The following is a 25790-nucleotide window of genomic DNA, read 5'->3' as shown; positions in this document are numbered from 1 at the left end:
TGGCCGATGAGCGCGCCGCCGCGCCTGCGACTGCGAAGGATCCGCCGTCATTTCATTGCCGCCTGCGCGGTGGGCCTGGTCGGGCTGGCACTGCTGGTGGGCACCCTCAGCCAGCTGCTGCCGCTGGCCGAGCGCCATCCCGACAGGATTGCCGCCTGGTTGAGTGAACGCGCCGGCCAGCCGGTGCATTTCGACCAGCTGCAGACGGCCTGGACCCGGCGTGGCCCGCTGCTGCAGCTGAAGGGCCTGCGCATCGGCGCCGGCCAGGGCCTGGCCATCGGCGAGGCCGAGGTGCTGGTGTCGATGTACAGCGGGCTGCTGCCCGGCCGCTCGTTGACCGAACTGCGCCTGCGTGGCCTGGCACTGGACCTGCAGCAGGGCGAGGACGGCCGCTGGTCGGTGCGTGGCCTGCCGCAGTCCAGTACCGGCGGCGACCCGCTGGACGCGTTGCGCCGGCTGGGCGAACTGCAGGTGATCGGTGGCCGCCTGGGCGTGCATGCGCCGGGCCTGGGCATCGACACCACGCTGCCGCGCATCGACCTCCGCCTGCGCGTCAACGGCCAGCGCCTGCGGGTGGGCGTACGGGCATGGGCACAGGCCGATGCGCTGCCTTTGACCGCGGTACTGGACGTGGACCGCGCAGGCGGCAACGGCCAGGCCTGGCTTGGCGCAGACCCCGTTGATTTCCACGCCTGGTCGCCGCTGCTGGCGGCCGGGGGCATCCGCCTGCGCGAGGGCAAGGGCGAACTGAACCTGTGGCTGACCCTGCGCGATTTCGCGCCGGTGGCCCTGACCACTGATTCGGACCTGCGTGACGTCCGCATCGACGGCGCACCGATGCCCGACGTGGCTGCTCCGCAGCTGCAGCTGCAGCGCGTGCAGGCCCGCCTGCGCTGGCAGCGCCAGGCCGATGGCTGGGCGTTGCAGGTGCCGCGCCTGCGCCTGAAGTCGGCGGACGGTGAACAACAGCTCGATGGCCTGCACCTGCAGGTCGGCAAGCAGTTGCGGGTTGGTTCCGGCGAGGTACAGGCCGGTACCGCGCTGCGCGCCCTGGCGCTGAGTGATCGCCTCGACCCCGGCCTGCGCCATTGGTTGTTCCTGTCCAAACCGCAGCTGGATGTGCGTGAGCTGCAGCTGGCCGGCGAACGTGATGGCCCGTTGTGGGTCCAGGGTGAGCTGCAGTCGCTGGGCTTCGCCAGCGTGGGTCACTCACCGGGCCTGCGTGGCCTGGGGGGACGCTTCGAGGGCGATGCCGATGGCTTCAGCCTGCAGCTGCAGCCGCAACGTCAGCTGCAGTTCGATTGGCCGACGGGCTTCGGCGTGCGCCACGACCTGCATCTGGCCGGGCAGGTGGTGGGCTGGCGCGACGAGGCCGGTGGCTGGCGCATCGGCACCGCGGCGATGCGGGTGGAAGGTACCGATTACGCGGCCGATGTGCGTGGCGGCGTCTGGTTCCAGGGTGACGGCACGCGGCCGTGGCTGCAGCTGGCGGCCAAGCTGGACGATGTGCCGATGACCGCGGCCAAGCGGTTCTGGATCCATTCCAAGATGAGCAAGGGTGCTACCGACTGGCTGGACATGGCACTGGCCGATGGGCAGGTGCGCAACGGTGTCGGCCTGGTCAGTGGTGACCTGGATGACTGGCCGTTCGACAACCATGATGGCCGCTTCGAGGCCACCGGACACATCACCAATGGCGAGATCCGCTTCCAGCACGATTGGCCGCTGATGCGCCAGGTCGATGCCGATATCGCCTTCATCGGCCCCGGCTTCGACATGCGTGGGCGCGGCGATCTGGCCGGCGTGGCGGTACAGGCATTCGAAGCGGGCATTCCGGACTTCGGCCAGCAGCCGCTGTATGTGCGCGCGGATGCGCCCAGCGATGCGGGCAAGCTGCTGGCGATGCTGCGGCAGAGCCCGCTGCACAAGGACTATGGCGATACCCTGGACAACCTGGTCGCCAGCGGCCCGGCGCACGTGACCTTCGACCTGCTGCAGCCGCTGCACCACGATGAAGGCGGCGGTCACCTGCAGGGCACGGTCGACCTCAATGGTGTGAAGCTGGTGGACAAGCGCTTCCAGCTGGCCTTCGACAACATGCATGGGCAGGCGCGCTACAGCAATGGCGGCTTCGGTGCTGAGGAACTGGCGGTGCGCCACCTTGGTCAGGACGGCCGCCTGAGCCTGCGCGCCGGCGGCTACGTGCACGACAGCAGGCTGGCGTTCGAGTCGCAGCTGACGGCCAACCTCGACGCCGGCGTGCTGATTGACCGCGCCCCGGAAATGGCGTGGCTCAAGCCCTATATCGCCGGTACCTCGCCATGGACCATTGCGGTCAACCTCCCCAAAGTGGCACCGGGAGCGCCCGCACCGCCCAGCGAGCTGCGCCTGAGCTCGGATCTGGTGGGAACCCGCCTGGACCTGCCGGCGCCCCTGGACAAGCCGGCCACCGAGCCGCTGGCGACCACGGTGGCCGCGCAGCTGCCGATGGGCGCTGGCCGCATCGATGTGGCCTTTGGCCAGCGTCTGGCCCTGGCCGCGCGCAGCCACAACAACCGCACCGGTGTGCAGGTCACCCTGGGCAGCGACCATGCCGATCGCGAGCCGCCGCCGAGCGGACTGTCCGTCAATGGCCGCAGCCCGACCCTGGATGCGCTGGAGTGGATCGGCCTGGCCCGCGGTGGCAACGACGATGACGGCATGCCGCTGCGTGCCGTGGACGTGCAGGTCGGCAAGCTGATGCTGATCGGCGGCGTCTTCGAGCAGACCCGCCTGCAGCTGCAGCCGGGACCGCAGGCGCTGGATGTGCGCCTGGATGGACCTTCGCTGGCTGGTCGCCTGACCGTACCCAACGCCGAAGGAGGCACCATCAGTGGCCAACTCGATCGCGTGCACTGGCAGTCGCTGCCACCGGCACCGGGTGCGGCCGCGCCAGCGCGGGTGCAGGCCGGTGCCAATGACATGGACCCGGCCAAGCTGCCGCCGTTCGCGCTGGACATCGCCGACCTGCAGTTCGGCAAGGTCGTGCTCGGCCAGGCGGTGCTGCGGACGCGGCCACTGGCCAACGGACTGAACGTGGACGAGCTGCGCTTCCGCGCGCCGGACCAGGAGATTGACATCAGCGGTCGCTGGCTGGGCCGCACCGGTGGTGCCCGCACCGAACTGACCGCGCAGGTGCGCAGTGAGGACCTGGGCGGACTGATGCAGAACCTCGATTACGGCGGCCAGCTGCGCGGCGGCTCCGGCCAGGCGCAGCTGCAGGCGTCGTGGAGTGGTGGCCCTTCGGACTTCCAGCTGGCCAACCTGCAGGGCCGCCTGGACCTGCACGCGCGCAATGGCCAGCTGCTGGAGCTGGAGCCGGGCGCCGGTCGTGTGCTGGGCCTGCTCAGCGTGACCCAGCTGCCGCGGCGCCTGATGTTCGACTTCCGCGATTTCTTCTCCAAGGGCTTCGCGTTCAACCAGGTCGACGGCAGCGTGCAGTTCGGACAGGGCATGGCCCGCACCGACAAAGTACTGATCGAAGGCCCGGCGGCAAACATCACCATCCGCGGCCAGGCCGATCTGCGCAACCAGCAGTTCGACCAGACCATCGATGTCAACCCGCGCGCCGGCAACCTGCTGACCGTGGTCGGCGCGGTGGCAGGTGGCCCGGTGGGCGCGGCGCTCGGCGCGGCCACCAATGCGGTATTGTCCAAACCGCTCGGCGAGATCGGCGCCCGCACCTACAAGGTGACCGGCCCCTGGAAGGAGCCGAAGGTGGAAGTGATCGAACGCAGCCGCGACAAGACCCCGCCAGCGCCCGTGCCGCGCCCGGCCCCGGCCGTTCCGCCGACCGTTACCGACCTGCCACGCTCACGCTGAGCGTGGACCTCCTGTTCACGGGGCTTGCCTGAGCGCCCCCGCACCCCCAGATCGAGACCATGACTGATATCGCCCTGACGCTTGCCCAAGACCGCCTGCTGCGCCCCGGTGGCCTGGATACCGCTGGCCTGGAGCGCACCTTCGGGCAGTTGCTCGGCCCCGGAGTCGACTTCGGAGACCTTTATTTCCAGCATGCCCGCCGCGAGAGCTGGAGCGTGGAGGATGGCATCGTCAAGGACGGTGCCCACTCCATCGAGCAAGGCGTGGGTGTCCGCGCGATTTCCGGCGAGAAGACCGGTTTCGCCTATTCCGATGACATCCATGCCGACGCGCTGCTGGCCGCGGCGCAGTCGGCGCGTGCGATCTCGCGCGAAGGTGGCGCGCAGGCCGGGCGCTCGCTGCTGCGCGGCAATGCACGCGCGCTGTATCCGGCGCTGGATCCCATCGATGGCGTCGGCAACGAGGCCAAGGTCGAGGTGCTCAAGCGCCTGGACGGCTACCTGCGTGCCGCCGACCCGCGCGTGAAGCAGGTGATGGTCAGCCTGTCCGGGGGAGTCGACACGGTGCTGATCGCCCGCAGCGACGGCGTGCTGGGCGCTGACGTGCGCCCGCTGGTGCGCCTGAACGTGCAGGTGATCGTCGAACACAACGGCCGCCGCGAGTCCGGCTATGCCGGCGGTGGTGGCCGCTATGGCTATGAGGAACTGTTCGCGGATGGCCGCCCGGAAGCGTTCGCGCGCGAGGCCCTGCGCCAGGCGTTGGTGAACCTGGATGCCGTGCCGGCACCGGCCGGCGTGATGCCTGTTGTGCTGGGCCCGGGCTGGCCCGGCGTGCTGCTGCACGAGGCGGTCGGCCATGGCCTGGAAGGCGATTTCAACCGCAAGGGCACCAGTGTCTACGCTGGCCGCATCGGCGAACGCGTTGCCGCCCCGGGGGTGACCATCGTTGACGACGGTACGCTCGACGGCCGTCGCGGTTCGCTCAACATCGACGACGAAGGCCACCCGAGCCAGTGCACCACGCTGATCGAGGACGGCATCCTGGTCGGCTACATGCAGGACAGCCTCAATGCACGCCTGATGGGCATGGCACCGACCGGCAACGGGCGCCGCGAATCGTTCGCGCACCTGACCATGCCGCGCATGACCAATACCTACATGCGTGCCGGCCAGCACGATCCGCAGGAAATGATCCGTTCGGTGAAGAAGGGCCTGTATGCGGTCAACTTCGGCGGCGGCCAGGTCGACATCACCAGCGGCAAGTACGTGTTCTCGGCCACCGAGGCCTACCTGATCGAGGATGGCCGCATCACCGCGCCGGTGAAGGGCGCGACCCTGATCGGCAACGGTCCGGAGACCATGCAGAAGGTACGCATGGTCGGCAACGACCTGGCCCTGGATGAGGGCGTGGGTATCTGTGGCAAGGACGGGCAGAGTGTGCCGGTGGGTGTCGGCCAGCCGTCGCTGTTGATCGAGGGCATCACCGTCGGCGGTACCCAGGCCTGAGCCGGGCGATGGCCAGCGCCACCGCCCGCGCCGGCGCGGACTCAGTCCTCGTCGGCTTCGTCGGTCTCGACGTGGCCGGCGTCCTCGGCGCTGGCCTTCAGGCCGAGCGCCGCCGGCAGCATCAGTGCGCGCAGCACCTGGTAGATCTCGCGGTAGGCACGCGGCGGCTTGTTCTTCGCCTTCTCGGCCTGCGCATTGCGCACCAGCGTGCGCAGCTGCTGGCGGTCGGCCTGCGGGTAGTCGTCCAGCAGGGCGGCCAGCGCCTTGTCACCTTCGGCCAACAGGCGCTCGCGCCAGTCTTCCACGCGGTGCATCATCGCCACCTCGCGGCGGCCGGTTTCGCTGTTGGCATCCAGCGCATCGCGGATCGCATCCAGCGTGGCGTCTTCTTCGCGGCGCATGTGCTTGGCCAGGAACGCCAACTGGCGCTTGTGGGCGATGTGGGCGGTGATGCGCTTGCACTCGGCGATGTGCGGCAGCAGGTCTTCCGGGATCGGCAGGCGCGCCAGCTGGGCCGGTGTCAGCGACACCAGTTTTTCGCCCAGGGCCAGGACGTCGAGCGCGTCGCGCCGGTTCTGGCTGCGGCTCTTGTCGTGGAATTCACCGGTTTCTTCGTCGCGTCCGCGCATCGTCCATACCTGATTTCAAAAAAAGTCGCCCGGCGTGATGCCGGGCCCAACCCGTACAGGATAAAGCATTGAACGTGATCGCCCCTGAAGCCGCCGTCGGCGACGACAGCCCGGCCCGGCTGGAACGGCTGGCCGACCTCTCCCAGCAGCTGCTCGACCGCGCCCGCGCGCTGGGCGCCAGCCAGGCCGAAGTCAGCTGCAGCGAAGACCGTGGGCTGGAGGTCAATGTCCGCCTCGGCGAGGTCGAAACCGTGCAGTCCACCCGCGACCGCGGCATCGCCGTCACCGTGTACTTCGGCCAACGCAAGGGCAGCGCCAGCACCGGCGACCTGAACGAGGCCAGCCTGGCGGCCACGGTCGAGCAGGCCTGCGCCATCGCCCGGCATACCGAGGACGACCCGGCCGCCGGCCTGGCCGAGGCGGACCTGATGGCCACCCACTTCCCGGACCTGGACGGCTGGCACCCGTGGGCGCTGCAGGCCGACGAGGCGGTGGACCTGGCCCTGGCCTGCGAAGCCGCAGGCCGTGAGGCCGATGCGCAGATCCGCAATTCCGACGGCGCCTCGGTGTCGAGCATGCAGAGCCTGTCGGTCTATGCCAATTCGCATGGCTTCATCGGCCGTGAGCGCGGCACCCACCACTCGGTCGGTTGTGCGCTGATCGCCGGGCAGGGCGATGGCATGCAGCGTGACGGCTGGTACACCAGTGCGCTGGCTCGCGAGGACCTGGAGGACGTCGGCCTGGTCGGTCGCCGTGCCGCCGAGCGCACTGTCGCCCGCCTGCAGCCGCGATCGCTGGCCACCGGCAGCATGCCGGTGCTGTTCGCCCCGGAAGTGGCGCGCAGCCTGGTCGGGCACCTGCTGTCGGCGGTGTCCGGCGGTGCCCTGTACCGCCAGGCCAGCTTCCTGCTGGACAGCGTTGGCCAGCGCCTGTTCCCGGAATGGATGCAGATCGAGGAGCTGCCGCACCTGCGCCGTGGCCTGCGCTCGGCAGCCTTCGACGGCGACGGCGTCGCCACCCGGGCCTCGGCGCTGGTCCGCGATGGCGTGCTGCAGCGCTATGTGCTGGGCAGCTACTCGGCACGCAAGCTGGGCCTGCAGACCACCGCCAACGCCGGCGGCGTGCACAACCTGCAGTTGGCGGCCAATGCCGGCTCCCTGCAGGACATCGCGCGGCAGATGGGCGACGGCCTGCTGGTGACCGAGCTGATGGGGCAGGGCGTGAACGGCGTGACCGGCGACTATTCGCGTGGCGCGGGTGGCTTCCGGGTCGAGAACGGCGAGATCCAGTACCCGGTGGACGGCATCACCATCGCCGGCAACCTGCGCGAGATGTTCAGCAGCATCGAGGCGGTCGGCAGCGACGTCGATCCCCGCTCGCACATCCGGACCGGTTCGATCCTGTTGGGGAGGATGACCATCGCAGGTAATGATTGATGCCGTCGATGGCGTAAGCTATGCCCGCCTGACGCAATCAGCTGGGTGCTGGTTGGTCAAGACCACCCAATGAAAAGGAGTTTTGTCGTGAGTGAATTCGATAACGTCCCGCCGCCGCCGCCGGCCACCACCGACGTCCCGGCCGACCAGCGCACCATGGCCCTGGCCGCGCACCTGCTGGGCATCTTCACCGGCTTCATCGGCGCGCTGATCATCTGGCTGATCAACAAGGATGACGCGGGCAAGGCCTTCGTGACCGACCAGGCCAAGGAAGCCCTGAACTTCCAGATCACCGTGACCATCGCCATGGTCATCAGCATGATCCTGATGATCGTGATCATCGGCGGCATCCTGGCGCCGATCGTCGGCATCATCAGCCTGGTGTTCAGCATCATCGCTGCGGTCAAGGCCAACAACGGCGAAGCCTACCGCTACCCGTTCGCGCTGCGCCTGATCAAGTAAGATCGTCCGCACGCGGAACTGAAAACGCCCGGCATTGCCGGGCGTTTTCGTGTGCGGGAAATGCCGGGCCGCGTGCAGCGATCAGTGATCGCGTTCCACTGCCAGCGTCGCCAGTGCGCGCAGCGCATCGGCCTCGTCGCCATACCCGGCCAGCAGGGCCTGCATGCGTGCCGCCAGTTCCTGCAGCTGCGCCTTCGCACCGTCCATGCCGAGCAGGGCGGGGAAGGTGCTCTTGTCCTGTGCCTGGTCCTTGCCGGCGGTCTTGCCCAGCTGTTCGGAACTGGCTTCGACATCGAGGATGTCATCGCGCACCTGGAAGGCCAGGCCGAGCGCATCGGCGAAGCTGTCCAGCTGGGCCAGCTGCGGTTCGTGGGCCTGGCCGCACAGCGCGCCCAGGCGTACTGCCGCCCGGATCAACGCACCGGTCTTCAGGGCATGCATGCGGGTCAATGCTGCCAGCGTCTGCTGCTGGCCGGTGGCATCGATGTCCAGCGCCTGGCCGCCGCACATGCCTGAAGCACCCGAGGCATGGGCCAGGGTCTGCAGGCAGGCCACGCGCAAGGTGGCTGGCAGCGGAGCATCGGCCAGCAGGCCGAAAGCACGGGTCTGCAGCGCATCACCGGCAAGGATCGCGGTGGCTTCGTCGAAGGCGATGTGGGTGGTCGGCTTGCCGCGACGCAGGGCATCGTCGTCCATCGCCGGCAGGTCGTCATGCACCAGCGAATAGGCGTGGATCAGCTCGACGGCCATCGCAGCGGCGTCCAGGTGTTCCAGTTGCGCGCCGAACAGGTGACCACTGGCGTACACCAGCAGCGGCCGCATGCGCTTGCCGCCACCGAGCACCGAATAGCGCATGGCCTGGTGCAGGCGCTGCGGCGCCTCGGCAGGCGAGGGCAGGGCGGCATCGAGCTGGCTTTCGATACGGTCGCGCCAACGCGCGAACAGGACCTCAGCCGTCATGGCTGGGTGGATCGAAAGGCTCGGAGGCTTCCGGCTGCGCCGGATCGCTGAGCAGGCGCACGCGCAGTTCGGCCTGCTCCAGCGCCTGCTGGCACTGGCGGTACAGACCGACACCACGCTCGTAAGCACTGAGCGAAGCTTCCAGGCTCAGCTCGCCGGTTTCCATCTGCTCCACCAGCTGCTCCAGCGATTCGAGCGACTGCTCGAACTGGGCGACCGGGGAGGCGTTTTCGGGGGACTTCTTGGCCATGCGGCAAGTGTGGACGGGCCGCGCGCGGGGGTCAATTCACCAGCCGCCGGGACGCCACCGCAGCTGTGCCTCGTTCGCCTGCAACCAGGCCTGCAAGGGCGCGGCGATGACCACGTCGGCGGCGGCCAGCAACTGCGGGCCATCGAAGATCAACGGCAGCTGCGCGCGCCGCCATGGGGCAAGGCGCTCACGTTGCAGGCAGTCCTTCAGCGCGTGCGAATGCTGGCGGCCGGGCAGCAGGATGCGCTCACCGCCCACGCGTGCACGGACCTGCAGTGGCTGTTCGAACGCGCTGGCGCCAAGCAGGCTCAGCTGGCCACCGTCGGGCAATGGCAGCGGTGCACGGCCATCCCAGGCCGCCTGCCAGTCTAGAGGCAGCGAGGGCAGCCGGGCTGGCAGCAGGTAGGCATGGTCACGCCATTGCTGGATCACGTGATCCTGCCAGCGCACACGCGCCTGGCGGTCGGTGTCGGCCGGCAACAGCTCCTCCAGCGCCTGCTGCAACACCGTGGCCGGCAACGGTGCTGCGCCGTTGCCGATCACCCAGGCGCGCAGCACGCGTGCCGCGCGCCCCGGTGATACCTGACGCAGCAACTGCAGCGACAGCACGCGCGGTGCCACTTCCAGGTGCGCGATCAGCTCGGCGTCTTCCTCGTCCAGCAGTTCGCGGGTCTGCCGGCAATGCGTCGCGCTGCCGGCCAATGCCGCCGCCGCGTGCGGCCAGCGCTGGCGCAGCAACGGCAACACCTGCAGGCGCAGGAAGTTGCGATCGGCGTGGTCTTCGGCGTTGCTGGGGTCTTCGATCCATTGCAGCGCGTGCTGCTGGGCGTAGTCGAGCAGCGCGGTGCGCGGCGTCGACAGCAGTGGTCGCCACAGGTGATGTTCGCCAAGACGGCTGCGTGCGGACATCGCTGCAAGGCCATCGACGCCCGAACCGCGCAGCGCGCGCAGCAGGAAGGTCTCGGCCTGGTCGTCCTGGTGCTGCGCCAGTGCCAGCGTTTCACCTTCGCGCAGCTCGGCCGCGAAGGCGGCACGTCGTGCCTGGCGCGCCGCGCCTTCGAGGCCCAGGCCTGTGGTGTCGTCGACCTGTACGTGGTGCACGGCCAGCTCGATACCGAGGGCCGCGCACTGCTGCTGGCAATGCCGTACCCAGTCGTCGGCGGCTGGCTGCAGACCGTGGTGTACGTGCATCGCACGCAGCGGAGTGCCGGAGGCCTGGGCGCAGCGCCACAGCCAGTGCAGCAGCACGGTGGAGTCGACACCGCCGCTGTAACCCACCAGCAGCGGCGCATCCAGCGGAACGAGGGCGGGGAAGGCAGTCACGGCGGCAAGTATAGGGTGGGGTTTACTTGGCAGGGCTGCGCCCTGCACCCGCTACGAGCCAGAGCAACAGCAACAGCAACAGCTGGTCAGCTGAGGGATGGCGGGGTGGGTCCGGTTGCGGGAGACGCCGTAAACCCATCCTTGGGGGCTTGGCCGCGGCATCCATGCCGCGGACACTCCCGCAACCGGACCCACCCCGCCTTCGACAGTTTCCTGCGAACTGTCGGAATTGCTCTTGGGGTCAGATCCGTTTTCCGCAGGAAAACGGATCTGACCCCGGATTCAATTCGATATCTGACAGATGTGATCCACGCAAAGCGTGGATGGTCCAACCGTCACCGGGAACCTGTCGAAGGCGGGGCACTGTGGGTTTGCGGGGTGTGAGCCGCATGGATGCGGCGACCAAGCCCCCATGGATGGGTTTACGGCGTCCCCGCAAACCCACAGTGCCCCGCCATCCCACGGAATGCACGCTGTTGCTGTTGCTTCGGCCGTTGCCGTTGCGTCTGCAGGTGCAGGGCGCAGCCCTGCCGAAAACCTACTTCACCCGACGACCCGAACGGTCAATGCGGAACCGCTCTCCGCCTTCCATCGGCGTGTGGCCATCGCCATCCGGCGTGCCGCGACGACAGCCGTTGCAGACCTCGGCCACGCCATCTCGGAACGGCCAGGCGAAATCGAAGGTGCCCGGCACCACCTGGCGGAATGTCAGATCGAAGTAGCCCACGCGATTGCCGACGCGCCCGCGCAGCAGGCCTTCCTCCGGTGTCTCCGGGCCGTTGTCCCAGGTCAGCACCGGCAGGCTGCGGCCCTTGCGGTCGACGTAGTGGAAACCCTGGTCGGCATACACCACGGCCAGGCCGTGGTCATCAAAGTTCAGGTCTTTCAGCGTGTCCGGCTGGATCTTCGGCCGGTGGTCGACCACTTCGCAGTTGGGCAGCGGCCATAACCCGTGTTCGTCGGTCAGCAGCTTGCACGCCGGTGCCTGCGCCAGCGCGCTGGAACTGGCCAGCACGCCGAGCAGGGCCAGCGGCCGCGCGAAGCGGCCGCTGGCAGGGGCAGGGCGGGCCTGCCTCACGATCACTTGGCCTCGGCCTTGCGCTCGAAGGCCGTCGGTGCCGGCAGCTGCACCGGCACGCCCTTGTCGTCGCAGGTGCCGGCCTGGCACAGGCGCTCGCGCAGGGCCGGGGTGGCCTGCACGATCATGTGGTAGATCGCGTTCTGTTCCAGCGTGCCGCGGATCGCCTTGCTGCCCGGGCCGCGTGCCCAGATGCCGACATCCTCACCGCCGTGCGATTCGGACTTCATCGGCACCAGCGCCTCCTGCATGTAGTCGGGGTGCTCGGTGTCGACCTCGCGCAGGTTTGGGCGGCCGTTGGCCGGTTCGAAGCTGCTCGGGTTGTGCGGGTAGCGCTTGGGGCCGGCCGGCTGCTGGTTGCTGGCGCCGGTATGGCCCGGGCCGTTGGCGTAGGTCAGGGTGGTGTAGGGCTGGCCGCTGCCGTCCAGCGCATAGTCGAGCTTGCCGGCACCGTCTTCGCCGCCCTTGTCCTTCACCTTGCCCAGGATCGGGTTGCCGCGTGCCGGGTAGCCGACGAAGTTCAGCGTGTGCGAGTGGTCGGCGGTAACGATGATCAGCGTGTCATCGGCCGAGGTCAGTTCGTTGGCCACGCGGACCGCGTCGGACAGCGCCACGGTCTCGGTCAGTGCACGGTAGGCATTGCCGCTGTGGTTGGCGTGGTCGATGCGCGCGCCTTCGATCATCAGCACGTAGCCTTCCTGGTGCTTCGACAGATTCTTGATCGCTGCTGCGGTCAGTTCGGCCAGGCTCGGCTCACCGCCCGGATCCTGCGGGCGCTCGTACTCGTAGCGCATGTGGTCCGGTTCGAACAGGCCAAGGATGGCCGGCGCATCCGCGGCGGCGGCCAGCTGCTTGCTGTTCCACACGTAGGCACCCTGCGGGTGCGCCTGCTGCCATTCCTGCACCAGGCTGCGGCCATCCAGGCGCTGGCCGACCTTGTCGTCGTACTCCGGGTCGCGCTCTTCCACCGTGGTGAATTCACCACGGCCGCCGCCAAGGGCAACCAGCGGGCCACGCCCATAGCGCGAGGTCGACAGCAGCTGCTGGGCGATGTCCTTGCAGCCTGCGGCCTTCGCCGCGTCGGTCAGGTCGGTGTCGTTTTCCCAGTTGCGCTCGGGCGAGTGCGCATAGGTGGCGGCCGGGGTGGCATGGGTCAGGCGCGCGGTGGATACCACGCCGGTAGCCAGGCCGGCGCTGTCGGCCAGCTGCAGCCAGGTCAGCAGGCCCTTGGACAGGCTGTCGGCACAGTCGGTGCGGCTGCCGGCACTGACGCCGATCGCACCCATGTGGGTCTTCACGCCGGTGGTGATGGCGGTCATGGTGCCGGCCGAATCGGGCGTCTGCGAATCGGTGTTGTAGGTCTTGCTGAACGCCGTGGCCGGGAAGCGCTCCCAGGACAGCAGGTTCTCTTCGCCGGAGCCGCCCTTCTGCTGGCCTTCGTAGATGCGCGAGGCGGCCACGGTGGTCAGGCTCATGCCGTCGCCGAGGAACAGGATGACGTTCTTGGCCTTGCCGGACATCGCGCCGTTGGCGGCGGCCTGGGCGGCGCCGCTGCGGTACCACCACTGCGGTGTCTCGCCGGCCGGGTGGGCGACGGGATCGACGGCGACCTTCAGGCCGGCCGGAGCGGACGCGGGGGCGGTGCTGGCGCAGGCGCCCAGCAGCAGGGTGGTGGCGCAGGCGGCCAACAGGGAGACGGAACGGCGCATGGACGCTGGGATCTCACAAACTGTAACGGGACGTTCATTATGCCCGCCCTCGCAAGGCACGCCGATGACACACTGATTTGCCGGCCGGGCGGTCGTTCCCCAGCCGTTGTTGGGCTATCGTGCCAGCATCCCTTCCTTCCCTCTGGATTGCCTATGAAGCTGGTCTCTGCCTGGCTGCGGATTCCATTCTGGCAGCGCGTGGTCGGTGGCTTCGTGCTCGGCGCGCTGGCCGGCTGGGCGCTCGGCCCGGCCGCGGAAACGTGGTTCGGCCCGCTCGGCGAGCTGTACGTCACCCTGATCAAGATGATCGCGGTGCCGCTGGTGTTCTTCGCGGTCATCAATGCGATCTCGTCGCTGCACGGCCAGAAGTCGGTCGCCGCGCTCAGTGGCCGCACCTTCCTGTGGTTCGTGATCACCGCCGCGCTGGCGGTATGCGTTGGCCTGGCCGTAGGCACGGTGCTGCAGCCCGGCGCGGGTGGCCTGCAGTTGTCGATGGCCAGCAACTATGTGCCGCGCGAAGTGCCCAGCGTGGTGCAGGTATTGCTGGACGTGGTGCCGGCCAATGTCTTCTATGCGCTGTCCGGCATCGGCACCAAGGTCAATGCCGCGGGTGAAACCGTGCTGGCCGCCGGGCGTGGTTCGATCCTGCCGGTGATCTTCTTCGCTGGCCTGGTCGGCTTCGCCATCGTCAAGCTGGGCGAGAAGGTGACCGAGGCGCGCAAGCTGGTCGGCCAGATGAGCGACATCATGATCCAGGTGACCCGCTTCGTGCTGGAAGTCACCCCGATCGGTACCTTCGGGCTGATCGCCGGTCTGGTCGGCAGTTACGGGTTCGAGAAGCTGCTGCCGCTGGGTCATTTCGTGCTGGCCCTGTATGTGGCCTGCGCCCTGCACATCGTGGTGGTCTACAGTGCGCTGCTGCTGGCGCATGGCCTGAATCCGCTGAAGTTCTTCCGCGGTGCGGCGCCTGGCATGCAGGTGGCCTTCGTCAGCTCGTCCAGCTTCGCCGCGATGCCGGTGGCGCTGCGTTCGATCACCCACAACCTGGGCGTTAACAAGGACTACGGTTCGTTCGCGGTGCCGCTGGGCGCCAGCATCAAGATGGACGGCTGTGGTGCGATCTATCCGGCGCTGTGCGCGGTGTTCATCGCGCAGTACAGCGGTGTGCCGCTGACCCCGGAACAGTACGTGGTGGTGCTGATCGCCTCGGTGCTGGGAAGCTTCGGTACCGCCGGCGTGCCGGGTACCGCGGTGATCATGGCTACGGTGGTGCTGAGCGCGGCCAACCTGCCGCTGGAGACGATCGGCTACCTGTATGCCATCGACCGCATCCTGGACATGATGCGCACGATGACGAACGTGACGGGCCAGATGCTGGTGCCGGTGATCGTGGCCAAGGAGACCGGGCTGCTCGACCAGGCGGTGTATGACAACCCGTCCAGCAACGTGGGCGTGGATGATCCCGACCCGACGCCGCCACGCGCCTGAGGTTGTGTGTAGATCCACGCCATGCGTGGATGGCGGCAGTGCCGACCAAGGTCGGCACCCACCACGGCGGGCCCTCGTCCGGGCAAGCCAAACCCACCAGGCCGAGCCCCGGTAGATCCACGCCACGCGTGGATGGCGGCGGTGCTGACCAAGGTCGGCACCCACCAGGGCATGCACCGGGCCGGGCCGGCCAAACCCACCAGGCCAGGCTCCGATAGATCCACGCCATGCATAGATGGAGGCAGTGCCGACCAAGGTTGGCACCCACCAAGGCATGCACCCGACCGGGCCGGCCAAACCCACCAGGCAGACCCCGGTAGATCCACGCCATGCGTGGATAGCGGCGGTGCCGACCAGGGTCGGCACCCACCAAGGCATGCACCCGACCGGGCATGCACCCGATCGGGCCGGCCAAACCCACCAGCGCGGGTCCCCCATTGCAGGCCCAACAAAAAAGCCGCTGCAGGGCAGCGGCTTCTTGCATCAGGCAGCGCGGTGGCGCCAGCGGGTCAGAGGTCGACCCGGCGAGCCTGCATGAACTTGTTGCCCCAGTAGCCACTGAGCAGGGTGTCCACGCGGACGTCCTTGCCCGAGCTCGGCGCGTGCAGGAAGCGGCCATCGCCCACATAGATGCCGACGTGGTCAACGCGGCCTTTGCGGCCGAAGAAGACCAGGTCACCGGCGGCCAGCGCGGTACGGTCGTTGATCAGTTCGGCGTTGTCGTCATGGGCCATTTCGCGCGAGACGCGCGGCAGCTCGATACCCAGGGCCGAGCGGAACACGTAACCGACCAGGCCACTGCAGTCGAAGCCGCTGTCCGGGTTGCTGCCGCCCCAACGGTACGGGGTGCCCAGCAGTGTCATCGCACGGCGCAGCAGCGACTGCACCTTGCCGTTGTCGGCCGCGGTGCCGACAACGCTGCCATTGGCAGCGCTGCTGGTGTCGTAGTTGGCGAGGAGGCGGCTGAGGTCACCGGCCACCACGGCCGAGCGGTCCATCAGCGGAATGGTGTCGTTGGCGGCCAGGTGCGGCAGCAGGGCGGCCAGGGTAGCGCTGGCGGCGGCGTCGACGCGGCTGCGCTGCGGAGCGGCAGCCTCGGCCTTGGCGGCCGGTCGGGCGGTACTCTCGGCCACCGGGGCCGGGGTTGCATCGGAACGGTTCGGAGCAGTCTGCGACCAGGCCGGGAGGCTGGTCAGACACAGTGCCAGGCCAAGCAACAACGGGCGGGCACTGCGTGAAGATACGGAAGTCTGGCCTTCGCTTTTCAGGTCGTCAGTCGTCACGCGTCGGTCACAGGAAAAAAACGATGGGGCATCATGCCCTGTAAAAGCGCGGATAAGTTAAAAATTCCGTTAGTAATCCGTTAGTTTCAAGGTGATGCGCGTCACAGTTTTGAACATATCGCCTGTTCATCTTAGCGAAGGACACGTTTCGCGCCTGTGTAGTGGTCCTTCCAGTAGGGACCGCTGAGCGAGTCCAGCCGCACGGTGCCACCGGTACTCGGCGCGTGCACGAAACGCCCTTCACCTACATAAATGCCGACGTGGGTGACGCTGCCGCGGCTGCCGAAGAACACCAGATCGCCGGTGGCCAGGCGCTGCGGATCGATCTTCGGGCCCTGTACCGCCGCCAGATCGCGCGAAGTACGTGGCAGCTTCAGGTCCAGCATCTCGCGGTAGACATAGGCGACCAGGCCGCTGCAGTCGAAGCCCGAATCGGGGGTGTTGCCGCCATAGCGGTAGGGGGTGCCGACCAGGCTGATGGCGCGCATCAGCACCGAGTTGGCCGCCTCCGGGTTGTCCGGCACGGTCTTCGGCCAGTTCGCCGTTGGCGGCGGAGGTGCAGGGCGGGTGGCCTTGCCACCGCCGCAGGCGGTCATCAGCAGGGGCAGGGCCAGCAGCAGGGCCGGGGCGAGAAGCCGGCGCAGGCCGGACGAAACTGGCGTGATGTGCATGATCTCCGGATAATGCGCCACCTTGGATTGGCCGTCATGATGGCGGCGTCCCCGCCGGGCGACAACCCGCCCCAACCCGCCTGCCTCCGGCAGATCCAGACAGAGTTGCGCATGAAGATCGAAAAAGACCGCGTTGTCCGCTTCCACTACACCGTTTCCGAAGTCGGCCAGGAGCCGATCGAATCGTCCAAGGACCGCGGCGAGCCGCTGGCGATCCTGATCGGCCACGGCAACATCATCCCGGGCCTGGAAAACGCCATGATGGACAAGGAAGCCGGTGCGACCTTCAGCGTCGATGTCAATGCTGCCGACGCCTACGGCGAGCGCCGTGAGGGCCTGTCCCAGCGCGTGCCGAAGAAGCACTTCGGCAACACCAAGCTGGCCCCGGGCCAGCAGGTCGTGCTGCAGACCAACTTCGGCCCGCGTGCGGTGACCGTGCAGAAGGTCGGCATGAGCGTCGTCGACGTCGACCTGAACCACCCGATGGCTGGCAAGGACCTGCACTTCGACGTGGAAATCGTCGATGTGCGCGAAGCCGGCCAGGAAGAGATCGATCACGGCCACGTCCACGGCGACGGTGGTCACCACCACTGATCGCAGCGCGATCGTGATGCCAGCAACGGCCCGCTTCGGCGGGCCGTTGCGTTTCTGGAACACGGCGCGCCCATCCACGGCGTGCGGGCCGGCGGCATAATGACGGACCTGCCCGACGGATGCCCCGTGAACGCCGCTTCTCCTTCCCTGCAGCCGATGGCCTCCGGCGAACGCATCGCCGTGCTGGACGTGCTGCGCGGTGCCGCGCTGCTGGGCATCCTGCTGATGAACATCGAGGCCTTCAGCGGGCCGCTGGACCTGGCGTTCACTGCCATCGACGTGCATTGGCATGGCATTGACTACTGGGCCGATGCCTTTGTCTATGTGTTCGTGCAGGGCAAGTTCTTCACCCTGTTCTCGCTGTTGTTCGGCGCCGGCTTTGCGGTGATGGCGCAACGCGCCGAGCTGGCTGGGCGTGATTTCACCCCGTTCTACCTGCGTCGCAGCGCCGGTCTGCTGCTGATCGGCCTGTGCCATGCAGTGCTGGTCTGGTCGGGCGACATCCTGGTGCTTTACGCGCTGATCTCGCTGCCGCTGCTGGCCTGCCGGGAGGCGCCGCGCAGCTGGCTGCCGTGGATGGGCGCGACGGTCTACCTCGGCGGCGTGGCGATGATGCTGCTGGTCGGCGCGATGGTGTCGATGGCCTCGGCGGACGAGGTGCGGGAAATGCTCACCGAGGCGCAGCAGAGCATCGATCTTCAGCGCCAGGTGTACGGGCACGGCAGCTGGATGCAGGCCACCGTGCAGCGGGTGAATGAGTTCGGCGCGTCGATGGGGGCGCTGCTGATCACCGGTCCGGAGGTGCTTGGCATGTTCCTGATCGGGAGCTGGTTTGCCGGCAGCGGCGCGTTGGCCACACCGGAGCGCTTCCCGCGGTTGTACGCGGTGTTGCGTTGGGTGGCGCTGCCCCTCGGCCTGCTGGTCACGCTGCTGGGTGTTGCCTGGAAACCGTATCTGGCGCCGGGCGCCTACGATCTGCCGGTGACGGCGGCGATGGCGCTGGTGACGATCGGCGGCCTGCCGATGTGCCTGGGCTACCTGGCTTGGATCGTGCACTGGCGCGCGTGGCTGGGCTGGCTGGCGCCGGTCGGGCGCATGGCGTTGACCCATTACCTCGGCCAGTCCCTGCTGTGCACCTGGTTGTTCTACCACTACGGCCTGGGCGCGTTCGAAATGATGCCACGCAGCGTGCAGCTGCTGTTCGCGCTGCTGCTGTTCACCGTGCAGGTGGGCATCTCGCACGCCTGGCTGCGCCACTTCCGCTTTGGGCCGATGGAATGGCTGTGGCGCGCGATGACCTACCGGCAGTGGCCGCCGATGCGGCGCGGAGCCGGGCAGGGCTGATCGATGCCGGGCGCGCGCGAGGATGTGATCGTGGTGGGCGCCGGTGCCATCGGTCTGGCCGCCGCGCTCGCACTGCGTGCGCAGGGGCGGCAGGTGCGTGTTATCGATCGTGGCCGCATTGGTGCGGCAACCTCGCACGGCAACTGCGGCACCGTCACTCCCAGCCATGCGCCTCCACTGGCCGCGCCTGGCGTGCCACTGCGCGCATTGCGCTGGATGCTCGATCCGCGTGCGCCGCTGTATGTGCGCACCCGCCTGGATCCGGTGCTGTGGCGCTGGTTGCTGCAGTTCGGTGCGCGCTGCAACGCGCGTGACTGGCTGCAATCCACGCGGGCACGGGGTGCACTGCTGAACGACTCGCGGCTGCGCCTGGCCGATTGGGTGCAGGCGCATGCACTGGAGTGCGAGTTCGATACGCGCGGGCTGGACTATGTGTTCGGCGATGCGCGCAACTTCGACCACTACGCGGCCGAGTGCGAAGCACTGAACAGGCAGGGTATCGCCACGGCCTGCATCGACGGGGCCGGCTACGCACGTGCCAATCCGGCCTTCCACGACCGTCTGGCCGGCGCGATCCACTTTCCCGGTGATGCGCAGCTGCGGCCGGACCGCTACACCGCGGAGCTGGCACGTGTACTGCGCGCGCAGGGCGTGGTGATCGACGAGCAGAAGGACGTGCAGGGCTTCAGCGACGACGCACAGGGGGTACGCGTGCAGGTCGGTGGGCAGGCCCTGCGGGCACGTGAGCTGGTGCTGGCCACCGGCCCGTGGTCGCGCGACTGGGCACGGCAACTGGATCTGCGCGTGCCGATCCAGCCCGGCAAAGGCTACTCGCTGACCTGGTCGCGACCGGCGCAGGTGCCACGGCGTCCGGTGGTGCTGAAAGACCATTCCGTGTTCGTGATCGCCTGGCGCGAAGCGCTGCGGCTGGGCGGCACCATGGAATTCGCCGGTGCCGATCCGCAGCTGCGCATGGCCCGCCTGCAGGCTTTGCAGCAGGCCGCCGACCACTACCTGCGCGCGCCACGCGGTGCGCAGCTGCAGGAGCAGTGGTGCGGGTGGCGCCCCATGAGCGTGGACGACGTGCCGTTGATCGGCCGCGCACCCGCGCATCCTCACGTCTGGCTTGCAGCGGGGCATGGCATGCTCGGCATCAGCATGAGCGCCGGCACCGGCCAGCTGATCGCCGATCTCGTCTGCGGCCGCACGCCAGCGATCGATCCTGCCCCTTACCGACCCGAGCGATTCCGATGAGCACTGCACCCTATGATTACGACCTGATCGTCCTTGGCGGCGGCTCCGCCGGCCTGGCCGGTGCGATCCGCGCGACGCAGCATGGCAAGCGCGTGGCGATGCTGGAGCCCGGCGAGCTGGGCGGTACCTGTGTCAATGTTGGCTGCGTGCCGAAGAAGGCAATGTGGCTGGCGGCCGACCTGCACGAGCGCATCGGCCTGGCCAATGCGATGGGCTTCGATGTCGAGGCACGCCCGTCGTTGTCGTGGAAGGAACTGGTGATCCATCGCCAGGCCTATATCAGCAACATCCACACCAGCTACCACAAGCGTTTGGATGAAACCGGCGTGGTGCGCATTCCGGCGCGCGGCCATCTGCTCGATGCGCATACCGTCGCCTGCAGCGATGGCGTGCGTTACAGCGCCGAACACATCCTGATCGCCACCGGCGCGCACCCGCTGCGCCCGGATGTTCCCGGTGCCGAACTGGGCCTGGTTTCCGATGACTTCTTCGATCTGCGCGCGGCACCGGCCGAGGTCGCGATCATCGGCGGTGGCTACATTGCAGTGGAACTGGCCGGCCTGCTGCAGGCGCTGGGCAGCAGGGTGAGCCTGCTGGTGCGCGGAAAGCGCTTGCTGGAACGCTTCGATTACGAGCTGACCGACCAGCTGGCCGAGAACCTGAAACAGCAGGGCGTGCGCATCCATTTCGACTACCGCCTGCGCGAACTGCAGCGCGAGGGCGAACGCGTGCGTGCGTTCGGCCATGACGGCCCGCTCGACACCGTGTTTGATGCAGTGTTCTTCGCCACCGGCCGGCGCGGCAACAGCCGTGACCTGGGCCTGGAAGCGCTGGGCATCGGCATCGGCGAGCACCAGCAGGTGGAGGTGGACGAATGGCAGACCACCAGCGTGCCGAGCGTGCATGCGGTCGGCGACATCGCCGGCAAGGTCGGCCTGACCCCGGTGGCGGTGGCCGCATCGCGGCGCCTGATGGACCGCCTGTTCGGCGGCCGCCCGCAGTCGAAGATGGATTATGAGAACGTGGCCAGCGTGGTGTTCTCGCACCCGCCACTGGGCGCGGTGGGCATGAGCGAAGAAGAGGCGCGCGCACGTTTCGATCAGGTGAGCGTGTACCACAGCCGCTTCCGCCCGATGCTGCAGGCGCTTGCCAACGGTACCCAGCGCAGCCTGTTCAAGATGGTCTGCGTGGGCCCGGAAGAGCGGGTGGTAGGCATCCATCTGCTGGGTGAAGCGGCCGACGAGATCCTGCAGGGCTTCGCGGTGGCGGTGAAGATGGGCGCGACCAAGGCCCAGTTCGACGATATCGTGGCGATCCACCCGACCTCGGCCGAGGAAGTCGTGCTGATGCGCTGAGCCGGGCCATTGTAGAGTCGAGCCATGCTCGGCTGCTTTTCGCCCAGGGGTGGCGAAGCCGAGCGCAGGCTCGGCTCTACAGGTCAGCGGGCGCCTCCATGCGACAATGACGCCCCCACGCCTTTCCGGGCCGCCCCGCGCGGCCCGCCGTCGTCCTGATGTCCAGCCCCGTTTCCCGCATCGCCACCGCTTCCCCACGCATCGCACTGGGTGGCATCGGCCTGGCCGCGATGGGTGCGATCGCCGCCTCCGGCAAAGCCATCATCGTCAAGCTGGGCCTGCGTCATGGCGTCGATGCCACCACGCTGCTGGCGCTGCGCATGCTGATGGCGCTGCCGTTGTTCGTGTTGATGGCGCTGTGGGCCGCACGCCGGGCCGAGCCGTTGTCGTGGGCCGACCGCGCCCGCGTGCTGTGGCTGGGCTTCACCGGCTACTACCTGTCGAGCCTGCTCGACTTCCAGGGCCTGCAGTACATCAGCGTGACGCTGGAGCGGTTGATCCTCTACTTGAACCCGACCCTGGTGCTGCTGATCAACGTGCTGCTGGCGCGCCAGCGCCCCGGCCGCTGGCAGATCGGCGCGCTGGTGCTGAGCTATCTGGGCGTGCTGCTGGCCTTCGGCCATGACCTGCAGCGCGAGGGCGGGCAGATCATCGTCGGCAGCCTGCTGGTGCTGGGCAGCGCGCTCAGCTACGCGCTGTACCTGTTCGGCAGTGGGCAGGTGGTGGCGCGCATCGGTGCGGTGCGGCTGACCGCCTACGCCAGCTGCGTGGCCAGCGTGCTGGTGCTGCTGCACTTCGCGGTGACCCATCCGCTGCCGCTGCTGTGGCAGGCGCCGGCACCGGTGCAGTGGCTGTCGCTGGTCAATGCCACCGTGTGCACGGTGCTGCCGGTACTGGCGATCATGCTGGCGGTGCAGCGCGTGGGTTCGTCGCTGGCCGCGCAGGTCGGTATGCTGGGCCCTGTTTCCACGATCGTGATGAGCCTATGGCTGCTCGACGAACCGATGGGGCCGGCGCAGATCGCCGGCACCGTGCTGGTGCTGATCGGCGTACTGCTGGTGACCCGCCTGCGGCGCTGACGCCGGAGCAGGCGCGTGCGCGCATCCTGGCGGTGATCCGCGCGATCCCTGCGGGGCAGGTGATGGGCTATGGCCAGGTGGCGATGCGTGCCGGCCTGCCGGGGCGTGCACGCTTGACCGCACGCATTCTCGGCCAGAACGACGATCCCGACCTGCCCTGGCATCGCGTGCTGCGTTCGGATGGGCGAATTGCCATGGAAGAAGGGTCGGCCGGCTGGCGCGAGCAGTCACAGCGGCTGCGCGCCGAGGGCGTGGTGGTGGAGAACGGCCGGGTGCGGATGCCGGCCACCGATCCAGCCGCGGCGCTGGATGCGGCCGTGTGGGGCCCGGGCTGAGCACCGCTGGCGACTGAACAGGCCACGCCTGCGGGTCGCCAACAAGACACGGTGCTGCGGCTATGATGGAGGCCGTTCCATGCCGGTGCTCCCATGTTCCCGCGACTGCCAACCGTCACCAAGGCCCTGCTGATCGCCAACGCGATCCTGTTCCTGCTGCAGCAGCCGTTCCTGCTTGGCATGCAGACCTTCGAGCCGTTCATGCTGCAACCGCTGCAGCAGGGTTTCGATGCGTTCTCGCCGGGCGGCAACTTCCAGCCGTGGCAGCTGCTGACCTATGGCTTCCTGCATGGCAGCTTCGGGCATCTGTTCTTCAACATGCTGGCGGTCTTCATGTTCGGTGCGCCGCTGGAGCAGACCTGGGGCGAGAAACGCTTCCTGCTGTACTACCTGGTCTGCGTGGCCGGTGCCGGTGTCTGCCAGTTGCTGGTGGGTACGTTGCTGGAGAATCCGGCCACGGTGCTGGGCGCTTCCGGCGGCGTGTTCGGCCTGTTGCTGGCCTACGGCATGCTGTTCCCGAACCAGCGGGTGATGCTGCTGTTCCCGCCGATCCCGATGAAGGCGCGGACCTTCGTGATCCTGTTCGGCGTGGGTGAGCTGGTGCTGGGCATGACCGGCTGGCAGCCGGGCGTGGCCCACTTCGCGCATCTGGGTGGCATGCTGTTCGGCTGGTTGCTGATCCGTTACTGGCGCGGGCAACCGCCGTTCAACAAGCGCCGACCGCCGGGTCCGCCGAAGCGCCCGAACCATCTGCGCAGCGTCAAATGATCCGAAGGATCATTTGACGCGGTAGGTGCCAACCTTGGTTGGCACGCCTTGTCCCACGCGGGTAGGTGCCAACCTTGGTTGGCACGAAACGAGAGGGATGATTGCCAACCCCGGTCGGCACCCACCAACGGCAGGTCATGCATGCGGCGGGTACGCGCGCATCCACGCACGGCGTGGATCTACAGATCCTGCAACACCACCTGCGCGGCATTGTGCCCGGGCGCACCAGTGACGCCACCACCGGGGTGGGTACCCGAACCACACAGGTACAACCCGGGCAGGGCACCGCGATAGCCGGCCTGGCCAACCATCGGCCGTGCCGAGAACAACTGGTTGGCACTCAGTGCGCCGTGGAAGATGTCGCCACCGACCAGGCCGAACGTGCGCTCCAGGTCGAGCGGCGACAACGCCTGCCGACCGAGGATGCTGTCAGCGAAGCCAGGCGCATAACGTTCGACGGTGGCGATCATCAGGTCAGCCACCGTATCCCGATGATCATCCCAATGGCGGCCCTCAGGCAGAACCGGTGCCACGTGCTGGCAGAACAGGCTGGCGACATGCTGTCCGGGTGGTGCCAGCGAATCGTCCAGCGTGCTGGGAATCAGCATTTCCACGATCGGCTCGCGTGACCAGCCATCGCGGCGCGCATCCAGCCAGGCGCGGTCCATGTAGTCCAGGCTGGGCGCCATGATGATGCCGGCGCTGAGGTGATTGCCGGGGCCGGGCAGGGCACGGAACTCCGGCAGCCGCGACAGCGCCACGTTCATCCGGAAGGTGCCGGAACCGCAGCGCCAGTTCTTCATGCGCTCGCATGTTGCAACCGGTACCTGTCCCGGCTCCAGCAACTGTTCGTACAGCGGCTTCGGATTGACGTTGGCGACTACGGCGCGTGCACGCAGGGTTTCGCCGTTGGCCAGTTCCACCCCCACGACGCGGCCCTGTTCGGTCAGTATCCGTTGCACGCCGGCATCCACGCGCAGTTCGGCCCCGGCCTCGCGCGCCGCGCTGGCGATGGCCTGGCTGATCGCGCCCATGCCACCAATCGCATGGCCCCAGGCACCCTTCACGCCATTGCACTGGCCGAACACGTGGTGCAGCAGTACGTATGCGCTGCCCGGAGCGTACGGACTGGCGTAGTTGCCGACGATGCCATCGAAACCGAACAGCGCCTTGATGGGGGCGCTCTCGAACCAGCGGTCCAGGTACTCCGCCGCCGACAGCGTGAACAGGTCCAGCAGCTCCTGCCGCAGCGGTGCATCCAGTGCCGCCAGTTCGCGGCCGAGTTTCCCCATCTGCCACAGTGCGGGCAGCGCGCGCCAACCGCCTGCTACACCCAGGTCGGGCGGCGCACGCAGGGCCCACGCGCGCAGCACGTCGGCGAAGATCTCCAGGCGCGCTTCGTATTCGGGTAGCCGCTGCGCATCCCGCTCGGAAAACTTCGCGACCTCGGCCTGGGTGCGGCCCGGTGCCGACAGCAGGTAACGATCATCCTCCAGCGGCAGGAAATTGTTGGCCGGGCGATTGACGATGCGCAGCCCATGCGCATGCAGCTGCAGGTCGTCGATCACCTTCGGCTGCAGCAATGACACCGTGTAGGACGCCACCGAGTTGCGGAAGCCGGGATGGAATTCCTCGGTGACCGCCGCTCCGCCGAGCACGCCGCGGCGTTCAAGGACCAGCACCTTCTTTCCGGCCTTCGCCAGATAGGCCGCGCAGACCAGGCCGTTGTGGCCGCCACCGATGATGATCGCATCCCAGGACATCAGCACCTCGGGAAAAAGGGGACGGAGGGGATTAAGTCGCAATTCGCATGGGGTCACCGGCAATGGGGAGAAACGACTTAATCCCCTCCGTCCCTTTTTTTGATTGCCGCTTCGATGGTCGCGATGTCGATCTTCTTCATCGGCATCATTGCGTTGAAGGCACGCTTGGCCAGCGCCTTGTCCTTGCTGGTCACCGCGTCGATCAGCATGCGCGGGCTGATCTGCCAGGAGATGCCCCAGCGGTCCTTGCACCAGCCGCATTGGCTCTCCTGTCCGCCGTTGCCGACGATGGCGTCCCACAGGCGGTCGGTCTCGGCCTGGTCTTCGGTCTGGATCTGGAACGAGAAGGCTTCGCTGTGCCTGAACGCGCTGCCGCCGTTGAGGCCGACGCAGGGGATGCCGCAGACAGTGAATTCGACCGTCAGCACGTTGCCTTCCTTGCCGTCCGGGTAGTCGCCCGGCGCGTGATGCACGGCGGTCACCGCGCTGTCGGGCAAGAAGCTGGCATAGAAGGTGGCGGCCTCGAGCGCGCCATTGTCGTACCAGATGCAGATCGTGTTCTTGTGTGCCATGTCGGGGCTCCACGTTGGACGAAGCCGCAGCGATAGCATGCCCGGTGTTAACCCGGGATCGTGCTGCACCC

At 67.9% G+C, this 25790-nt stretch carries 22 protein-coding genes; 12 read left to right on the top strand and 10 right to left on the bottom strand.

The features are described from left to right. Window positions 1-6 precede the first annotated feature (6 nt). Both AC5P88_RS03580 and tldD read left to right on the top strand, forming a co-directional pair. Complete coding sequence (locus AC5P88_RS03580) at window positions 7-3861, top strand: YhdP family protein (protein WP_495224310.1); 3855 nt, start codon at window positions 7-9, stop codon at window positions 3859-3861. A gap of 59 nt (window positions 3862-3920) precedes the next feature. Next, entirely contained in the window at window positions 3921-5366 is a 1446-nt protein-coding gene (gene tldD, locus AC5P88_RS03575; protein ID WP_106550599.1) for a metalloprotease TldD, read from the top strand. 41 nt (window positions 5367-5407) lie between these two features. Here the strand turns inward: tldD and yjgA are convergent, their stop codons facing one another. Then, window positions 5408-5995: a ribosome biogenesis factor YjgA gene (gene yjgA, locus AC5P88_RS03570; protein WP_106550600.1), complete on the bottom strand. Its 588-nt coding sequence runs from the start codon at window positions 5993-5995 to the stop codon at window positions 5408-5410. Between the two features lie 68 nt (window positions 5996-6063). Here yjgA and pmbA point away from each other — a divergent pair, with 68 nt between their 5' ends. Together pmbA and AC5P88_RS03560 are read left to right on the top strand one after the other, a co-directional pair. Further along, a complete protein-coding gene (gene pmbA, locus AC5P88_RS03565) occupies window positions 6064-7431 on the top strand; it encodes a metalloprotease PmbA (RefSeq protein WP_049428314.1) in 1368 nt (455 codons plus the stop codon). 87 nt (window positions 7432-7518) lie between these two features. Further along, window positions 7519-7893, top strand: coding sequence for a DUF4870 domain-containing protein (locus AC5P88_RS03560; RefSeq protein ID WP_106550602.1), 375 nt, complete (start codon window positions 7519-7521; stop codon window positions 7891-7893). A gap of 81 nt (window positions 7894-7974) precedes the next feature. Here AC5P88_RS03560 and AC5P88_RS03555 read toward each other — a convergent pair whose 3' ends face one another. From AC5P88_RS03555 to AC5P88_RS03535, 5 genes are all read right to left on the bottom strand, one after another. Further along, window positions 7975-8853 (bottom strand): polyprenyl synthetase family protein, encoded by an 879-nt coding sequence (locus AC5P88_RS03555; protein ID WP_106550603.1) that lies wholly within the window; start codon window positions 8851-8853, stop codon window positions 7975-7977. Further along, on the bottom strand, window positions 8843-9103 hold the full coding sequence (locus tag AC5P88_RS03550) for an exodeoxyribonuclease VII small subunit (protein ID WP_005410522.1): 261 nt from the start codon (window positions 9101-9103) through the stop codon (window positions 8843-8845). The genes AC5P88_RS03555 and AC5P88_RS03550 overlap by 11 nt, the downstream gene beginning before the upstream one ends. Before the next feature lie 36 nt (window positions 9104-9139). After that, window positions 9140-10426: a tRNA lysidine(34) synthetase TilS gene (gene tilS / locus AC5P88_RS03545; RefSeq protein WP_286073969.1), complete on the bottom strand. Its 1287-nt coding sequence runs from the start codon at window positions 10424-10426 to the stop codon at window positions 9140-9142. A gap of 538 nt (window positions 10427-10964) precedes the next feature. Beyond that, window positions 10965-11510 (bottom strand): WG repeat-containing protein, encoded by a 546-nt coding sequence (locus AC5P88_RS03540; RefSeq protein WP_286073968.1) that lies wholly within the window; start codon window positions 11508-11510, stop codon window positions 10965-10967. Then, on the bottom strand, window positions 11507-13213 hold the full coding sequence (locus tag AC5P88_RS03535; protein ID WP_111113552.1) for an alkaline phosphatase: 1707 nt from the start codon (window positions 13211-13213) through the stop codon (window positions 11507-11509). Before AC5P88_RS03535 ends, AC5P88_RS03540 begins: the two co-directional genes overlap by 4 nt. 153 nt (window positions 13214-13366) lie before the next feature. Here AC5P88_RS03535 and AC5P88_RS03530 point away from each other — a divergent pair, with 153 nt between their 5' ends. Beyond that, window positions 13367-14701, top strand: a complete 1335-nt coding sequence (locus tag AC5P88_RS03530; protein ID WP_142806487.1) for a dicarboxylate/amino acid:cation symporter — start codon at window positions 13367-13369, stop codon at window positions 14699-14701. Window positions 14702-15210: 509 nt separating this feature from the next. Here the strand turns inward: AC5P88_RS03530 and AC5P88_RS03525 are convergent. After that, the gene (locus tag AC5P88_RS03525) at window positions 15211-15984 is read right to left on the bottom strand and encodes a C40 family peptidase (protein ID WP_053091939.1); all 774 of its coding nucleotides are present in this window, start codon (window positions 15982-15984) and stop codon (window positions 15211-15213) included. A 131-nt stretch (window positions 15985-16115) separates the two neighbouring features. Then, a complete protein-coding gene (locus AC5P88_RS03520; RefSeq protein WP_049430125.1) occupies window positions 16116-16655 on the bottom strand; it encodes a C40 family peptidase in 540 nt (179 codons plus the stop codon). Window positions 16656-16766: 111 nt separating this feature from the next. On the opposite strand from AC5P88_RS03520, the gene AC5P88_RS03515 reads away from it, so the two are divergent. From AC5P88_RS03515 to AC5P88_RS03485, 7 genes are all read left to right on the top strand, one after another. Next, window positions 16767-17249, top strand: a complete 483-nt coding sequence (locus tag AC5P88_RS03515) for an FKBP-type peptidyl-prolyl cis-trans isomerase (protein ID WP_099554997.1) — start codon at window positions 16767-16769, stop codon at window positions 17247-17249. Between the two features lie 99 nt (window positions 17250-17348). Further along, window positions 17349-18593: a DUF418 domain-containing protein gene (locus tag AC5P88_RS03510; RefSeq protein WP_286073967.1), complete on the top strand. Its 1245-nt coding sequence runs from the start codon at window positions 17349-17351 to the stop codon at window positions 18591-18593. 3 nt (window positions 18594-18596) lie between these two features. After that, window positions 18597-19847, top strand: a complete 1251-nt coding sequence (locus AC5P88_RS03505; protein ID WP_495224307.1) for an FAD-dependent oxidoreductase — start codon at window positions 18597-18599, stop codon at window positions 19845-19847. Next, a complete protein-coding gene (gene gorA / locus AC5P88_RS03500) occupies window positions 19844-21202 on the top strand; it encodes a glutathione-disulfide reductase (protein WP_495224306.1) in 1359 nt (452 codons plus the stop codon). The genes AC5P88_RS03505 and gorA overlap by 4 nt, the downstream gene beginning before the upstream one ends. A 158-nt stretch (window positions 21203-21360) precedes the next feature. Continuing rightward, window positions 21361-22281 carry a DMT family transporter gene (locus AC5P88_RS03495; RefSeq protein ID WP_495224305.1) on the top strand — a complete coding sequence of 307 codons (921 nt, stop codon included), beginning with the start codon at window positions 21361-21363 and terminating at the stop codon, window positions 22279-22281. Next, window positions 22278-22616 (top strand): MGMT family protein, encoded by a 339-nt coding sequence (locus AC5P88_RS03490; protein ID WP_224329410.1) that lies wholly within the window; start codon window positions 22278-22280, stop codon window positions 22614-22616. Before AC5P88_RS03495 ends, AC5P88_RS03490 begins: the two co-directional genes overlap by 4 nt. A 93-nt stretch (window positions 22617-22709) precedes the next feature. After that, window positions 22710-23384 carry a rhomboid family intramembrane serine protease gene (locus tag AC5P88_RS03485; protein WP_005410509.1) on the top strand — a complete coding sequence of 225 codons (675 nt, stop codon included), beginning with the start codon at window positions 22710-22712 and terminating at the stop codon, window positions 23382-23384. Between the two features lie 179 nt (window positions 23385-23563). Here the strand turns inward: AC5P88_RS03485 and AC5P88_RS03480 are convergent, their stop codons facing one another. Continuing rightward, window positions 23564-25147, bottom strand: a complete 1584-nt coding sequence (locus tag AC5P88_RS03480; RefSeq protein ID WP_495224304.1) for a phytoene desaturase family protein — start codon at window positions 25145-25147, stop codon at window positions 23564-23566. Window positions 25148-25224: 77 nt separating this feature from the next. Then, on the bottom strand, window positions 25225-25719 hold the full coding sequence (locus AC5P88_RS03475) for a VOC family protein (protein WP_495224303.1): 495 nt from the start codon (window positions 25717-25719) through the stop codon (window positions 25225-25227). Window positions 25720-25790 lie beyond the last annotated feature (71 nt).

It is taken from the genome of Stenotrophomonas sp. YJH_SMC_8 (assembly GCF_059371315.1).
The sequence above is the reverse complement of the archived record's forward strand: the minus strand, read 5'-3'. Positions and strand labels throughout refer to the sequence as shown.